The organism is Bosea sp. F3-2, assembly GCF_008253865.1.
Lineage (GTDB): Bacteria > Pseudomonadota > Alphaproteobacteria > Rhizobiales > Beijerinckiaceae > Allobosea.
On record NZ_CP042331.1, the window covers coordinates 1,728,893 to 1,743,810 of the forward strand.

Genomic DNA, 14,918 nt, shown 5'->3' on the forward strand with positions numbered 1-14,918 from the left:
CCGCGATAGCGTAACGCACTCCATCCCCGAAGACGTCACCCTGCCGCTCTCCGGTCTTCCGGACGGAAGCGAACAGAGCAACCGCGAGCTCGTGCGCAAGGCGGGCGACCGGCTGAAGCGCGCCGTCAAACGGACCCTGCGCCGCGCCTGACCCACCTCCTTCAAAGCTTTCGCGGTCCTGCGTCGCGGCGCGCATGCGTTCCGGCGCTGGCGGCCTGCTTTCTGGCTCTGTCAGCGGCCAGATGGCTGGAATCAGATGCCGGATACGCGGCACGGCCCTCGTCCCGGGGGCACTGCTGATGCTGACGCCGGTCAATCTCCTGCTGCCTGATGGGCTGCACCTGCTGGCGCTGATCTGAAGAAATATCTGGGTCGGGTGCGTGGTTCGTTGATCGGGCTCCGCTGCTTCACTATCCCTCTTGTCGACAAGAGGTGTGCGGATGAAATCGGCCAAGACGATCACAAGCGCAGTGCCCGAGCGCAAACGCGGCTCCGGCGTGAAGCTGGTCTACGACCTGCTGCGCGACGAGATCCTCGATCTGGTGCTGCCGCCGGGCAGCCCGATCGACGAGGTGCAGCTCGCCGAGCGGTTCGAAATGTCACGCACGCCCATCCGCGAGGCGCTGGTGCGGCTGGCGGGCGAAGGGCTGATCGTCACCCTGCCCAACCGCTCGACGATGGTGGCGAACCTCGACTTCCTCAACCTGTCGCCGTTCTTCGATGCGCTCATGCTGATGTACCGGGTGACGACGCAGCTTGCGGCCCAGAACCATCGCCCGGAGGATCTGGAGACGATCCGCGCCCGGCAAGAGGAGTTTGCGGCGGCGGTCAAGGCGCAGGATGCGCTCGCGATGATCGCGACGAACGCGGCCTTCCACGCCGCCATCGCCGAAGCCGGCCGCAACCCCTATTTCAACAGCCTCTTCAGCCGCCTGCTCGACGAGGGACGCCGCTTTCTGCGCCTCTACTACCAGTCCTATGATGACCGACTGCCGCAGCAGTTCGTCGACGAGCACGAGGACATGATCGCGGCGATAGCAGCACGGGATATGGCGGCAGCCGAGCGTCTCGGCCGCGCCCATGCCGAGCAGATCATCCAGCAGATTCAGAAGCTTACAGTGGGTGACAAGCGATTGGAGATCGGCCTGTAGCGTTCCCGACACATTCTTGTCGACAAATAATATGCAACATGCAATAAGAGCGCCGAGGAGAGGCTCGCCGCTGCGCGGCACGGCGCTCTTCCAACCCACAAAACCAGCAGGAGAGCGCGATGAAGGCCAAGATTTTCTCGGGCGTGATCCCCGCCCTGATGACGCCCTGCAAGGCGGATCGCAGCCCCGATTTCGATGCGCTGGTGCGCAAGGGCCAGGAGCTCATCGCCGCCGGCATGTCGGCCGTGGTCTATTGCGGCTCGATGGGCGACTGGCCGCTGCTCACCGATGCGCTGCGCATGGAAGGCGTCGAGCGGCTGGTGAAGGCCGGAATCCCGGTCATCGTCGGCACCGGCGCGGTCAACACGGCTTCCGCCGTGTCGCTCGCCGCTCATGCCCAGAAGGTCGGTGCCCAGGGGCTGATGGTGATCCCGCGCGTGCTGTCGCGCGGCACGGTCGTCCTCGCCCAGAAGGCGCATTTCAAGGCGATCCTCTCGGCCGCGCCCGATCTGCCGGCTGTGATCTACAACAGCCCCTATTACGGCTTCGCCACCCGCGCCGATCTGTTCTTCGCCCTGCGCGCCGAGCATCCGAACCTCGTCGGCTTCAAGGAGTTCGGCGGCCCGGCCGACATGCGCTACGCGGCCGAGAACATCACCAGCCGCGACGACAATGTCTCGCTGATGATCGGCGTCGATACCGCTGTCTTCCACGGCTATGTGAACTGTGGCGCGACCGGCGCGATCACCGGCATCGGCAATGTGCTGCCGAAAGAAGTGCTCCATCTGTGCAAGCTGTCCGAGGCGGCTGCCCTTGGCGATGCCGAGGCGCGCCAGCGCGCGCTGGAGCTGGAGCAGGCGCTCGGCGTGCTCTCCTCCTTCGACGAAGGCCCCGATCTCGTGCTCTATTTCAAGCATCTGATGGTGCTGAAGGGCGACAAGGAATACGCTCTGCACTTCAACGAGACCGACATGCTGACCGACAGCCAGCGCGGCTATGCCGAGGCGCAGCTCAAGCTGTTCGACAGCTGGTACGCCGCCTGGACGAAGCAGCCCGGCGCTGTGCAGAAATACGCGGCCTGATAAGCAGGCATCGACCGCATCTGTGGCGATGGAGGCCAACCCCTTCGCCGCGGGCTCCAAGGCGTCTTGAGAGACCGGATCCATGGCCAGCTACACCTTCTCCTGCATCGACGGCCACACCTGCGGTAACCCCGTCCGCCTGGTCTCGGGCGGCGGGCCGCGGCTCGAAGGCGCGAACATGCTGGAGAAGCGCGCGCATTTCCTGCGCGAGTTCGACTGGATCCGCACCGGCCTGATGTTCGAGCCGCGCGGGCACGACATGATGTCCGGCTCGATCCTCTACCCGCCGACCCGGCCGGATTGCGACGTCGCCGTGCTCTTCATCGAGACCTCGGGCTGCCTGCCGATGTGCGGCCACGGCACGATCGGCACCATCACCATGGGCATCGAGAACGGGCTGATCACGCCGCGCGAGCCCGGCAAGCTCTCGATCGACGCGCCGGCCGGCAAGGTCGACATCACCTATCGCCAGGAAGGCCGCTTCGTCGAAGAGGTGCGGCTGACCAATGTGCCGGGCTTCCTTTATGCGGAAGGATTGACGGCGGAGGTCGAGGGCCTCGGCGAGATCGTGGTCGATGTCGCCTATGGCGGCAATTTCTACGCGATCGTCGAGCCGCAGAAGAACTTTCGCGATATGGCCGACCACACCGCCGGGGAACTGGTCGGCTGGTCGCCGAAGCTGCGCGCGGCGCTCAACGCGAAATATGAATTCGTCCATCCCGAGCACCCGGAGATCCGGGGCCTGAGCCATATCCAATGGACGGGCAAGGCGACCAAGCCGGAGGCCCATGCCCGCAACGCGGTGTTCTATGGCGAGAAGGCGATCGACCGCTCGCCCTGCGGCACCGGCACCTCGGCGCGGATGGCGCAGCTCGCCGCCAAGGGCAAGCTCAAGGTCGGCGACGAGTTCGTGCATGAATCGATCATCGGCTCGCTGTTCAAGGGGCGCGTCGAGGCTGCGACCACCGTCGCCAACCGCGAGGCGATCATCCCCTCCATCGCCGGCTGGGCGCGGATGACGGGCATCAACACGATCTTCATCGACGACCGCGACCCCTTCGCCCATGGCTTCGTGGTGAAGTGAGCGAATTCCCAACGCTCTCCGCGTTTTAAGCGCAGACGCACTCTCCCCGCAGAACGACGCATTTCGACGCAGCTGACGGCTGTCGGGCGCGCCGCGCTTGCAGCTCGCCTTGACTTGTCTCGCCCAAATAAATATCCAACCGGTCGGATATTTTTGGAAGCCATCCTATGGGCAGACATCGAACCATCGACCGCGAGGCGGTTCTCGACGCGGCAGAACGGGTCGTGATGCGGGCGGGAGCCGCGCATCTGACACTGGATGCCGTGGCGGCCGAGGCCGGCATCAGCAAGGCCAGCGTGCTCTACGACTACAAGAGCAAGCGCGCGTTGATCGGCGCCGTCATCGAGCGCCGCGTCGGCACCGAGGAAAAGCGAATCCGAGCTTTCATCGACGCCGAAGCCGGCAAGCCGGATGCGGACATCCGTGGGCGGCTCGCCGCCGCCTCGCGCTCTTCCTCGGAAGAGGATCGCTCGGTCGCCCTCAACCTCTGCGTCGCCCTGGCGCAGGATGCCGAATTGCGCGGGCCCGTGCAGAAGTCTCTGCAGGACACGCTTTCCGCCATCGCCGCATCCTCGACACATCCGCGCGGTGCACTGCTCGCCTTCCTCGCCATCGAGGGTTTGACCCTGCTCGACTGGTTCGGGCTGCTCAGCTTCCCGGAAGCCGAGCGCGACAGGTTGATCGCCGAGATCGGCTGGTTGATCGGGCAGTCGCCGAGCGCACTTCCCCAAACCTGACACGCCAACACATCACGCATCGAGCGCCGAGCCCGAACCTATGCCTTTTCCGACTTCGACCCTCTCCCGCATCCTCGTCATCGCGCTGCCGCTGTTCGCGGCCGCCTGCAGCGAAGAGAAGCAACCGGCCAAGACTGCCGCCCAGCTGCCACCCGTGACGGTCGGCATCGTCACCGCCGAGGCGCAGAACCTGCCGGTGACCGACAACCTGCCGGGCCGCATCGCGCCGACCCGCATCGCCGAGGTGCGCCCGCGCGTCACCGGCATCGTGGTCGAGCGCGTGTTCCAGCAGGGCAGCCTCGTGAAGCAAGGCGATGTCCTCTATCGCATCGACCCCGCTCCGTTCCGGGTGCGCGTCGAAAGCGCCCAGGCGACCCTGAAGCGCGCTGAAGCCACGCAATTGCAGGCTCGCCAGCAATCCGACCGCATCATCGAGCTGCGCGAGCGCAACGTCGCCAGCGCGCAGCAGCAGGAAAGCGCGACCGCCGCGCTCGCCCAGGCCGATGCCGATGTCGCCGCCGCCAAGGCGGGGCTCGCCGCGGCGCAGCTCGACCTGCAATATTCGGAAGTCCGCGCCCCGATCAGCGGCCGGATCGGTCGCGCACTGATCACGGAAGGTGCGCTCGTCGGCACCGGTGCCGCCGACATCCTGGCGACGATCCAGCAGCTCAACCCGGTCTATGCCGACTTCACCCAGTCCGCCGGCGAATTGCTGGCGCTGCGCCGCGCCCTGAAGCTTGGCGCGCTGACGAGCTCGGACCCCGGAGCGGCCAATGTCCAGCTGCTGTTCGACAATGGCGAGCGCTATCGCCATTCGGGCAAGCTCCTGTTCTCGGAGGCCACGGTCGATGCGACGACCGGACAGGTGACGCTGCGCGGCGAGTTCCCGAACCCGGAAGGCGATCTCCTGCCCGGCATGTATGTCCGCGTCGAGATCGAACAGGGTGTGCAGAGCAACGCCATCGCCGTGCCACAGCAGGCGATCCAGCGCGATGGCCGCGGCCAGGCGCAGCTCTACATCCTCAAGCAGGACGGCACGCTGGAGCTGCGGCCGGTCCGCGCCGGCCGCACACTGGACAACCGGCAGGTGATCGATGACGGGCTGAAGCCCGGCGAGCAGGTCGTCGTCGAGGGCTTCCAGAAGATCCGGCCCGGCGCGAAGTTCACCGGCGCGCCCTGGCAGGCGGCCGCCCCGGCCAAGGCCGCCGGCAAGCAGGGCTGACGACGATGCCGAGCTTCTTCATCGACCGACCGATCTTCGCCTGGGTCGTCGCGATCTTCATCATGCTCGGCGGGGTCATCACGATCCCGATGCTGCCGATCGCGCAGTACCCCAACGTTGCGCCGCCGCAGATCACGATCAGCACCAACTATCCCGGCGCCTCGCCGGAGGACATCTACCAGAGCGTGACGCGCCCGGTGGAAGAGGAGCTGAACGGCGTCCCGGGCCTGCTGTATTTCGAGTCCACCTCGGAGGCGAACGGCCGCATCAACCTGACCGTCACCTTCGCGCCCGGCACCAAGATCGGCGAGGCGCAGGTCGAGGTGCAGAACCGGATCAGCCGCGTCGAGCCGCGCCTGCCACGCTCGGTGGTGCAGCAGGGCCTGCGCGTCGAGCAGGCCGGCACGAGCTTCCTGCTGCTGGTGACGCTGACCTCGGAAGACGGCCGGCTCGATGCCGTCGGGCTCGGCGACTATCTCAGCCGCAACGTGCTCGGCGAGATCCGACGCGTCTCGGGCGTCGGCAGCGCGACGCTGTTCGCGACCCAGCGCTCGATGCGCATCTGGATGGATGCCGAGAAGCTGCTCGGGCTCAAGCTGACCGCCAACGACGTCATCGCCGCCGTCCAGGCGCAGAACGCGCAGGTCGCGGCCGGCCGCGTCGGCGCCCAGCCGAACCCGATCGGCACGCAGCTTTCGGCGACGGTGCTGGTCAAGGGCCAGCTCGCCTCGCCGGAGGAATTCGGCGCGATCGTGCTGCGCGCCAATACGGACGGCTCTTCGGTGCGGCTGCGCGACGTCGCGCGCGTCGAGGTCGGCGGCGAATCCTACAACTTCTCCACTCGCCTCAACGGCCAGCCCAGCGCGGCCATCGGCGTGCAGCTCTCGCCGACCGGCAATGCGCTGGCCACCGCGACGGCGGTGCGCGCCAAGATGGACGAGCTCGCCCGCTTCTTTCCCGCGGGGCTGAAGCACGAGATCCCCTACGACACCTCGCCCTTCGTGCAGGTCTCGATCGAGAAGGTGATGCACACGCTGCTCGAAGCGATGGTGCTCGTCTTCGTCGTGATGTTCCTGTTCCTGCAGAACTTCCGCTACACGGTGATCCCGACGCTGGTCGTGCCGGTGGCGCTGCTCGGCACCTGCGCGGTGATGTTCGCCGCCGGCTTCTCGATCAACGTGCTGACCATGTTCGCGATGGTCCTGGCGATCGGCATCCTCGTCGACGACGCCATCGTCGTGGTCGAGAATGTCGAGCGCATCATGGCCGAGGAAGGGCTGCCGCCGAAGGAGGCGACCCGCAAGGCGATGGGCCAGATCAGCGGCGCGATCATCGGCATCACGCTGGTGCTGACGGCCGTGTTCGTGCCGATGGCCTTCTTCCCCGGCGCGGTCGGCATCATCTACCAGCAATTCAGCCTGACCATGGTGGTCTCGATCCTGTTCTCGGGCTTCCTGGCGCTGACGCTGACGCCAGCACTCTGCGCCACCTTCCTGAAGCCGATCGCCAAAGGCGGCCATCACGAGAAAAAGGGCATCTTCGGCTGGTTCAACCGTGGCTTCGACCGCGCGACCAACCGTTATGCCGGCGCCGTCGGCGCGATCACGCGCAAGCCCGGCCGCTACATGGTGATCTATCTCGCGCTGCTCGCCGGGCTCGGCTGGGGCTTCCTGCGCCTGCCCTCGGCCTTCCTGCCGAATGAGGACCAGGGCTATCTCCTCGTCGATATCCAGGCCCCGCCGGAAGCCAGCGCCAACCGCACGCTCGAAGTCCTGCAGCAGGTCGAGAAGATCGTGCTGGCCGAGCCCGCCGTCTCTCGCATGGTCGGCATCTCCGGCTACAGCTTCGCCGGCGCCGGCGAGAACGCGGCGCTCGCCTTCATCACCCTGAAGGACTGGAGCGAGCGCGGCCCGAACGATTCCGCTGCGGCGATCGCGCAGCGGATCAACGGCAAGATGTTCCAGATCAAGGACGCGCAGACTTTCGCGCTCTCGCCGCCGCCGATCTCTGGCCTCGGCAATTCGACCGGCTTCAGCTTCCGCCTGCAGGATCGCGGCGGCCTCGGCCAGGAGGCGCTGTCGGCGGCGCGAGTGCAACTGCTCAATGCCGCCACGCAGAGCCCCGTGCTGGCGGGGGTGCGCGTCGAGGGTCTGGCCGACGCCGCCCAGGTCAACCTGATCATCGATCGCGAGAAGGCAAACACCTTCGGCGTCGCCTTCGCCGACATCAACGCGACGATCTCGGCCAATCTCGGCTCGTCCTACGTCAACGACTTCCCGAATGCCGGTCGCATGCAGCGCGTGACCGTGCAGGCCGAGGCGAGCCAGCGCATGCAGGCGGCGGACCTGCTGCGCCTCAACGTCCGCAACGTACATGGCGGCATGGTGCCCTTCTCCGCCTTCGCCTCGGTGGAGTGGCAGAAGGGTCCGACCCAGGTCGTCGGCTATAACGGCTACCCGGCTGTGCGCATCGCCGGGCAGGCGGCACCGGGCTACTCGTCGGGTGCGGCGATCGCCGAGATGCAGCGGCTCGCGCGCGACCTGCCGCAGGGCTTCGGCTATGAATGGACCGGCCAGTCGCTGCAGGAGATCCAGTCGGGATCGCAGGCGCCCTTCCTGATCGGGCTCAGCATTCTCTTCGTCTTCCTGCTGCTCTCGGCGCTCTATGAGAGCTGGTCGATCCCCTTCGCGGTGATGATGGTGGTGCCGCTCGGCGTCATCGGCTCGGTCGCGGCAGTGACGCTCAGGGCGATGCCCAACGACGTCTACTTCATGGTCGGCCTGATCGCGATCATCGGCCTCTCGGCCAAGAACGCGATCCTGATCATCGAGTTCGCCAAGGACCTCCATGCCGAAGGCAAGCCGCTGCTGGAGGCGACGGCCGAGGCCGCGCGGCTGCGCTTCCGCCCGATCCTGATGACGTCGCTGGCGTTCACGCTCGGCGTCGTCCCGCTGGCGATCGCCTCGGGCGCGAGCGCGGCAAGCCAGAACGCCATCGGCACCGGCGTGCTCGGCGGAATGATCTCGGCTACAGTGCTCGCGGTCTTCCTGGTCCCGGCCTTCTTCGTCTTCGTGATGAAGCTGTTCGGGCCGAAGGAGCAGTTCAAGCCGGCTTCGGTGGAGGCCGCGGAGCAGAAACAGGCTGCGGCGGCTAGATCGCGCTGATTTTGCACGGAACCACGCGGTCATCCCGGGCTTGACCCGGGATCCATGCCAGAGCCCTTCCCATTAAGGTTCAGGCATGGATCCCGGCTCTGCGCCGGAGTTTATCCTTGGGCCGATCGAAGATCGGACCCGAGGGCTCCGGCCGGGATGACCCGCGCTTCTATCAAAACCCAGCCTGATCTAGCCGCCCTTCAGCCCCTCGAAGCGCAGCCAGCGGTGCTGCACCGACGACGCGACCGCGCATTCGATGAAGCGGACGCCGCGCGCGCCGTCGACCACGGTGGGATAATCGGCATCCAGAGGATCAGCCACGCGCCCCGCCTGGCGGGCGCGGATATCGGCAAAGACGCCGCGATAGATGTTGGCGAAGGCCTCGATGAAGCCTTCCGGGTGACCGGGCGGGATCCGCCCTGCCCGGCGCGCCGATTCACACAGCCAGGGCGATGCACGCGTCAGGATCTGCATCGGGCCGTCCTGGTGGTAATGGACGAGCCGGTTCGGCTCCTCCTGCCGCCATTCCAGTGTTCCGAGCTCGCCCGATACGCGCAGCCGCAGGTCGTTCTCCAAGCCGGCATTGATCTGCGAGGCGACGAGCACGCCCCGCGCGCCGCCGGCGAAGCGCAGCAGGATGCTGGCATCGTCGTCGAGCGCGCGGCCCGGAACGAGCGCGGAAAGATCGGCGACGAGTTCCTCGATCGCAAGGCCCGTCACGGTCGAAACGAGATTCTCGGCATGGGAGCCGATATCGCCCAGCGCTCCGGCGATGCCGCTGCGGGCGGGGTCGGTGCGCCAGGCAGCCTGCTTGTTGCCGGTCCTCTCCAGCGCGCTGGCTAGCCAGCCCTGATTGTATTCGACCACCACTTTGCGGATGGCGCCGAGCGCGCCGGAGCGCACCATCTCGCGCGCCTGCCGCACCATTGGGTAGCCGGTGTAGTTATAAGTTACGCCGAAGACCGTGCCGCTTGCCTCCACCGTCTCGATCAGCGTATCGGCCTGGGCGCCGGTATGGACCAGCGGCTTGTCGCAGACGACGTTGAAGCCAGCCTCAGTGAAGGCCTGCGCGACCGGGAAATGGCTATCGGTCGGCGTGACGATGACCACTGCATCGACGCGGGCCTCCGTTGGGCGCTCCAGTTCCGCTTCGAGCAGCGCCTGCCAGCTTGGGTGGTTGTCGGCATCGCTCAGGCCGAGCGCGCGCCCGGAGGCCAAGGCCTTCTCCGGCGTCGAGGACAACGCACCGGCAACCAGCTCCGCCTGTCCGTCGAGGGCGATGGCATGGCGGTGCACGGCGCCGATGAAGGCGCCGTGACCGCCGCCGACCATGGCATAGCGCAGGCGGGTGGGAAGTACGTCGGTCATCGGCCTGTCCATGCGTGAATCTGGTGGCCGCCCCGAAACGGAGCGGCCGGGAAGAACCCCGAGCGCCTCAGAACGGCGAATCGGGGAAGTAGAAGTCCTTGGCGTTGCTCTTGTCGATCAGCACCGAGGGGATGATCGTGGTCGCCGGCAGCTTCTCGCCCTTCAGGCGCGCCTCAGCCGTCAGCTTGATCGCGTCATAGATGAACTTCGGCGAATAGCTGACATTGGCCTGGATGCGCGGGTCCTTGTTGTCGAGGATGACCTTGACCATGTCCTTGGCGCCGGCGCCGCCGAAGATGATCTTGATATCCTTGCGGTTGGCCTGATCGATGGCGCGGATCGCGCCGAACGCCATGTCGTCATCCGCCGCCCAGAAGGCGTCGATGTCCTTGAAGCGCGTCAGGAAGTCCTGCGTGACCTTGTAGGCGTCGTCGCGGTTCCAGTTGGCGAATTTGGCATCGAGCAGCTTGATGTCAGGGTTGTTCTTCAACACGCCGTTGAAGGCGTCCATGCGCTCGGTGTCGAGCGTGGTCGGGATGCCGCGCAGCGCCACGACGGTGCCTTTTCCTTTCAGCGTCTTGGCGATGTATTCGGCCGGGATTTTGCCGAAGGCAGTGTTGTCTCCGGCGACATAAGCGTCCTGCGCGGAGGTGTCCGTGAGGCCGCGATCGACGACCGTCACATAGGCGCCCTTCGCCTTTACATTGGCGACCGGCCGGGTCAGCGCCGCCGACTCGAAGGGGAAGACGACGAGCGCGTTGATCTTGTTGACCGTGCTCAGGTCCTGGAGCTGGTTGGCCTGCTCGGTTGCGTTAGCCGCCGTGCGGATCGTGATCTTGAGGTCCTTGTGCTTGGCCTCGAGGTCCTTCTTCGCCTGGTTCGCCCAGTAGTTGATGCCGCCCATGAAGCTGTGGGTCGCGGCGGGGATGGAGACACCGAGATTGACGGGCTCGGCGGCGGCACTGTTCGCGGCGAAGGCGAGGCCCGCTGCGGTGGCGGCGAGCAAGAGGCTGCGTCTGGTCTGCGTGGACATCGCTTCTCTCCCTATCCGGCTCGCCTTCAGCGGCGGCCTTTCTGCAAAAACGCGACGGTGATGATGACGAAGCCCTGCACGGCGGCGTTGAGATAGACGCTGATCAGGCTCGTCAGGTTGAGGATGTTGCTGATCACCGAGAGCAGGATCGCGCCAACGACCGTGCCGGTGATGCTGCCCTGCCCGCCCTTGAGCGCGGCGCCGCCGACGATGACCGAGGCGATGGCCTCCAGCTCCCAGAGGAGGCCCGTGGTCGGCGAGGCCGAGCCGAGGCGTGGCACGTAAAGCAGCGTAGCGATGCCGACGCAGATGCCGAGCAGCATGTAAGTGAGGATCTTGACCCGCTCGACATCGACAGCAGCGTAGCGGGCGACCGTCTCGTTGGAGCCGATCGCCTGGACGTGGCGGCCAAAGGCCGTCTTGTTCAGGATCAACGCGCCGACGATCGCGACCAGCAAGAAGACGATAACCGGAATGGGAACGCCGGCGAGGCTGCCGTAATAGACCGGGGCATAGATGTCGGCGAGGCTGTTCTCCAGCGTCAGCGCACCGCCATCGGCGAAATAGGTCAGATAGGCGCGGAAGATGCCGAGCGTGCCGAGCGTGACGATGAAGGGCTCGATGCGCCCCTTGGCGATCAGCACGCCATGGATCAGGCCGAAGACGGCGCCGAGCAGCACGGCAAGCCCCGCTCCGCAGATCACAGCGAGCAGGGGCGAACCCAGCGCACCCGCCGTCCAGTTGATGAACATGATAACGCAACCGGCGATCAGCGCCGCCATCGAACCGACCGAAAGATCGATGCCGCCGAGGATGATGACGAAGCACATCCCCACCGCGATGATGCCGATGAAAGCCGTGCGGGTGAGCACGTTGAGGCCGTTGTCGAGCGTGGCGAAGTCGCCATTGAGCAGCGCGCCGAGGCCGCAGAGCAGGATGAGGCCGATGATCGGGCCTATGCTGGCGATGCGCTCGGCCAGGGGTGTTCCCGCCTCGCGACGTGCTGCTGCGGGTCCGGCCTGCAAGGTCTCAGGCTGCGACATGGCGCGCTCCCGTTGCATAGGCGATCATCGTCTCTTCCGTCATCTCGTCGCCGGCTACCGTCGTCACCAACCGTCCCTCGCGCATGATCGCGACGCGATGGGCGAGGCCGATCAGCTCGATCAGCTCCGAGGAAATGACGACGACAGCCAGCCCCTGGGCCGCCAGCTTCTGGATCAGGAAGTAGATCTCGCGCTTGGCGCCGACATCGACGCCACGCGTCGGCTCGTCCAGCACCACGACACGCGGTTCCGGGTGCAGCACCTTGGCAAGGGCCAGCTTCTGCTGGTTGCCGCCCGAAAGCGAGGCGGCACGCGCCTCCAGCGATCCGGCGCGGATGCCGAACTCGGCGACGGCACCCTTCAGCGCCTCGCGCTCGGCGGTCTGATCGAGCCAGGGTCTGGCATAGCGTTCCAGCGCCATCAGCGTCAGGTTCGGGCCCAGCGGAAAGGCGGTGTGCAGCCCTTTTCCCTTGCGGTCCTCGCTCAGATAGGTGAGGCCGTTGCGGGCGGCGTCGCGCGGTGAGCGCAGCGAGACCGGCCTGCCGCCGAGCCGGATCGTGCCGTTGCCCGGCCTCAAGCCCATGAGGCCTTCGAACAGCTCGGTGCGACCGGCCCCGACCAGCCCGGCGAAACCGAGGATCTCGCCCGGCCGGACGGCAAAGGAGATATCCTGCGCCCAGCCCGGTACCGTGAAGCCCTCGACTTGCAACGCCGCGGCCGCGGCGTCCGGCTCGACCTTGTCGGGAAAGAGATCGGCGATCTCGCGCCCCACCATCATGGTCGCCATGTCGTGACGGGTCAGCGACGCCGTGGGTGCGCGGCCGACCAATCGGCCGTCCCGCATCACGACGACCTCGTCGGTGATGCGCTCGACCTCGTCGAGCTTGTGCGAGATGTAGACGATGGTGACGCCTTGCGCCTTCATCCGCTCGATCAGTCCGAAGAGGCGCGCCACCTCGGACGGCGTCAGCGTCGCGGTCGGCTCGTCCATGATGAGGAAGCGCGCCTTGCGCGACAGGGCCTTGGCGATCTCGACCAGTTGCTTCTCGGCGACGATCAGGCGGCGCACCGGCTCGTCCGGGTCGCGGCCGAGGCCGACCTCCGCAAGAGCCATCTGCGCTTCGCGGCGCATGGCGCGCTCGTCGAGGAACCAGCCCTTGCGGCGTTCATGCCCGAGAAAGATGTTGCCGGCGATCGTCAGATCCTCGGCCAGGTTGAATTCCTGATGGATCAGCACGATGCCGCGCGCCTCGGCATCGCGCGAGCCTGAGAAGACAACGGGCTCGCCGTCGACCAGCACCCGGCCTTCGCTCGGCTCCTCATAGCCTGCCAGGATCTTCATCAGCGTCGACTTGCCGGCGCCGTTCTCGCCGAGCAGCCCGTAGACGCGGCCAGGTTCGAGGGCGAAGGAGACGCCATGCAGAACCTGGACCGGCCCGAAGCGCTTGACGATGCCGTCGAAGGCGACGGAGAGGCCCGCTCGCTCCTGCAATGCCTCGCTCATGCCGGACTCCCGCTGCGCAGGGCCTCGCGCATGGCGAGCACGCCTGCTCCGATCAGCCCCGTCTCGGAGCCGAGCGGAGCAGCGGTGATCTCGAGATGGCGGGTCGAGAGGGCAAGCGAGCGCTGGTTCACGCTTTGGCGGATCGCGGCGAGGAACATCGGACCGATCGCCGCGACGCCGCCGCCGATGAAGATATGGGAGGGATTGTAGAAGTTGACGAGCGCTGCCAGCACCTGGCCGATCAGTCGACCGGAGCGGCGCACGATCGCATCGGCCTCCGCATCGCCGGCGCGCGACGCGGCGCCGACATCGCTCGCCTCCACCCTGCCCTTCTCGGCGAGCTTCGCCGCAAGCGCCGGGCTCTTTCCGCTTCTTCCAGCTTCGGTGCCCATCGCCACGATGGCAGGCGCCGCAGCCATGGCCTCGACGCAGCCGCGGTTGCCGCAGCGGCAGAGCGGTCCCTCCGGATCGGCGCAGATATGGCCGATGTCACCAGCCGAGCCAGTCGCGCCGCGATAGAGCTCGCCATGGCAGACGATGCCGCAGCCGATGCCGGTGCCGACCTTGATGACAAGGAAATTATCGATCTGCTTGCGCTGCCGCCAGAGCACGCCGAGCGCCATCAGGTTCACGTCATTGTCGACGAAGACGGGGGCGTCGGTGATCTCGCGCAGATCGTCACGGATCGCGTAGCTGTCCCAGCCCGGCATGAGCGGCGGGTTGACCAGCTGGCCGATCGCAAAATTAACCGGGCCCGGCACGCCGATGCCGATGGCGAGGACGCGGTCCGGTGCGATGCCATTTTGCGCCAGCATGGCGGGCAGCAGGCTGCGCAGCCGGGCCATGATCGGGCCCGGACCGGCCCCGACATCGGCCTCCTGCGAGTGGCGCGCGATGATCGAGAGATCGGGTTGGAGCAGCGCCACGTCGAGGCTGGTCGCGCCGATGTCGACGCCGACGAGGACGCCGATGCGGCCATGGACGCGCAAAGTCTCGGGGCGGCGCCCGCCCGTGGAATGCTGCACGCCCGCCTCGTCGAGCAGACCCTGATCGAGCAGCCCGGCCGCGAGCGCATTGGTCTTGCTGCGCGAGAACTGCAGCGTGTCGGCCAGCGCGTGGCGCGCGACGCCGCCGGACCAGAAGGTCGCTTCGAGCAACGCGAGCTCATCCGGGCTCAACCTGTGCCAGGGCAAGGCTATGGCCGTCCTCCCCATCCATTCGGTCTTGTCGCGACCGATTGCTGAAGAGGCTAGGAAAGGTCCCACGGATGCTCAAGACCGAACTTCGGCCAGATCGAGGCAAAAGATCAACTTAAGACATCGGCCGGGCCTTGACCTGCGGCGATCTGGCCGGGCTGTTCGTGACCGGCGCAGCCCAGATGAGTGGCTTCCCGATCGGACCGGGGAAAGCCGGCTGCCACCGCATCGGGGCCGCGAAGCCGGACAGAATCTCCAACCCCGCCGGCACTTCGGACAGGGGGCTATCTGATCATCCGGTTAGCGCTCGCACGAAGCTCGCACAGCCAGACATCGCGCACGG

At 66.7% G+C, this 14,918-nt stretch carries 11 protein-coding genes; 6 read left to right on the forward strand and 5 right to left on the reverse strand.

Going from position 1 to position 14,918, the window contains the following annotated elements; genetic code table 11:
* Window positions 1–440 precede the first annotated feature (440 nt).
* From FQV39_RS08030 to FQV39_RS08055, 6 genes are all read left to right on the forward strand, one after another.
* A complete protein-coding gene (locus FQV39_RS08030; protein WP_149129808.1) occupies window positions 441–1,151 on the forward strand; it encodes a GntR family transcriptional regulator in 711 nt (236 codons plus the stop codon).
* Between the two features lie 119 nt (window positions 1,152–1,270).
* A complete protein-coding gene (locus tag FQV39_RS08035; RefSeq protein ID WP_149129809.1) occupies window positions 1,271–2,233 on the forward strand; it encodes a dihydrodipicolinate synthase family protein in 963 nt (320 codons plus the stop codon).
* An 82-nt stretch (window positions 2,234–2,315) separates the two neighbouring features.
* Entirely contained in the window at window positions 2,316–3,317 is a 1,002-nt protein-coding gene (locus tag FQV39_RS08040; protein WP_149129810.1) for a 4-hydroxyproline epimerase, read from the forward strand.
* Window positions 3,318–3,484: 167 nt separating this feature from the next.
* Complete coding sequence (locus FQV39_RS08045) at window positions 3,485–4,054, forward strand: TetR/AcrR family transcriptional regulator (RefSeq protein WP_149129811.1); 570 nt, start codon at window positions 3,485–3,487, stop codon at window positions 4,052–4,054.
* A gap of 40 nt (window positions 4,055–4,094) precedes the next feature.
* Window positions 4,095–5,276, forward strand: coding sequence for an efflux RND transporter periplasmic adaptor subunit (locus FQV39_RS08050; protein WP_149129812.1), 1,182 nt, complete (start codon window positions 4,095–4,097; stop codon window positions 5,274–5,276).
* 5 nt (window positions 5,277–5,281) lie between these two features.
* Window positions 5,282–8,440 (forward strand): efflux RND transporter permease subunit, encoded by a 3,159-nt coding sequence (locus tag FQV39_RS08055; RefSeq protein ID WP_149129813.1) that lies wholly within the window; start codon window positions 5,282–5,284, stop codon window positions 8,438–8,440.
* 180 nt (window positions 8,441–8,620) lie between these two features.
* Here FQV39_RS08055 and FQV39_RS08060 read toward each other — a convergent pair whose 3' ends face one another.
* The 5 genes from FQV39_RS08060 to FQV39_RS08080 form a co-directional block, all read right to left on the reverse strand.
* Entirely contained in the window at window positions 8,621–9,799 is a 1,179-nt protein-coding gene (locus FQV39_RS08060; protein WP_149129814.1) for a Gfo/Idh/MocA family protein, read from the reverse strand.
* Between the two features lie 67 nt (window positions 9,800–9,866).
* A complete protein-coding gene (locus FQV39_RS08065) occupies window positions 9,867–10,832 on the reverse strand; it encodes a substrate-binding domain-containing protein (RefSeq protein ID WP_149129815.1) in 966 nt (321 codons plus the stop codon).
* 26 nt (window positions 10,833–10,858) lie between these two features.
* Window positions 10,859–11,875, reverse strand: coding sequence for an ABC transporter permease (locus tag FQV39_RS08070; protein ID WP_149129816.1), 1,017 nt, complete (start codon window positions 11,873–11,875; stop codon window positions 10,859–10,861).
* Window positions 11,862–13,379 carry a sugar ABC transporter ATP-binding protein gene (locus tag FQV39_RS08075; protein ID WP_149129817.1) on the reverse strand — a complete coding sequence of 506 codons (1,518 nt, stop codon included), beginning with the start codon at window positions 13,377–13,379 and terminating at the stop codon, window positions 11,862–11,864. Before FQV39_RS08075 ends, FQV39_RS08070 begins: the two co-directional genes overlap by 14 nt.
* Window positions 13,376–14,536, reverse strand: a complete 1,161-nt coding sequence (locus tag FQV39_RS08080) for an ROK family protein (RefSeq protein WP_210251188.1) — start codon at window positions 14,534–14,536, stop codon at window positions 13,376–13,378. Before FQV39_RS08080 ends, FQV39_RS08075 begins: the two co-directional genes overlap by 4 nt.
* Between the last annotated feature and the right edge of the window lie 382 nt (window positions 14,537–14,918).

Excerpts from the sequence above, each read along its gene's own strand:
- FQV39_RS08030 (WP_149129808.1), top strand. The coding sequence starts at position 441 with ATGAAATCGGCCAAGACGATCACAAGCGCAGTGCCCGAGCGCAAACGC.
- FQV39_RS08035 (WP_149129809.1), top strand. The coding sequence starts at position 1,271 with ATGAAGGCCAAGATTTTCTCGGGCGTGATCCCCGCCCTGATGACGCCC.
- FQV39_RS08040 (WP_149129810.1), top strand. The coding sequence starts at position 2,316 with ATGGCCAGCTACACCTTCTCCTGCATCGACGGCCACACCTGCGGTAAC.
- FQV39_RS08045 (WP_149129811.1), top strand. The coding sequence starts at position 3,485 with ATGGGCAGACATCGAACCATCGACCGCGAGGCGGTTCTCGACGCGGCA.
- FQV39_RS08050 (WP_149129812.1), top strand. The coding sequence starts at position 4,095 with ATGCCTTTTCCGACTTCGACCCTCTCCCGCATCCTCGTCATCGCGCTG.
- FQV39_RS08055 (WP_149129813.1), top strand. The coding sequence starts at position 5,282 with ATGCCGAGCTTCTTCATCGACCGACCGATCTTCGCCTGGGTCGTCGCG.
- FQV39_RS08060 (WP_149129814.1), bottom strand. The coding sequence starts at position 9,799 with ATGACCGACGTACTTCCCACCCGCCTGCGCTATGCCATGGTCGGCGGC.
- FQV39_RS08065 (WP_149129815.1), bottom strand. The coding sequence starts at position 10,832 with ATGTCCACGCAGACCAGACGCAGCCTCTTGCTCGCCGCCACCGCAGCG.
- FQV39_RS08070 (WP_149129816.1), bottom strand. The coding sequence starts at position 11,875 with ATGTCGCAGCCTGAGACCTTGCAGGCCGGACCCGCAGCAGCACGTCGC.
- FQV39_RS08075 (WP_149129817.1), bottom strand. The coding sequence starts at position 13,379 with ATGAGCGAGGCATTGCAGGAGCGAGCGGGCCTCTCCGTCGCCTTCGAC.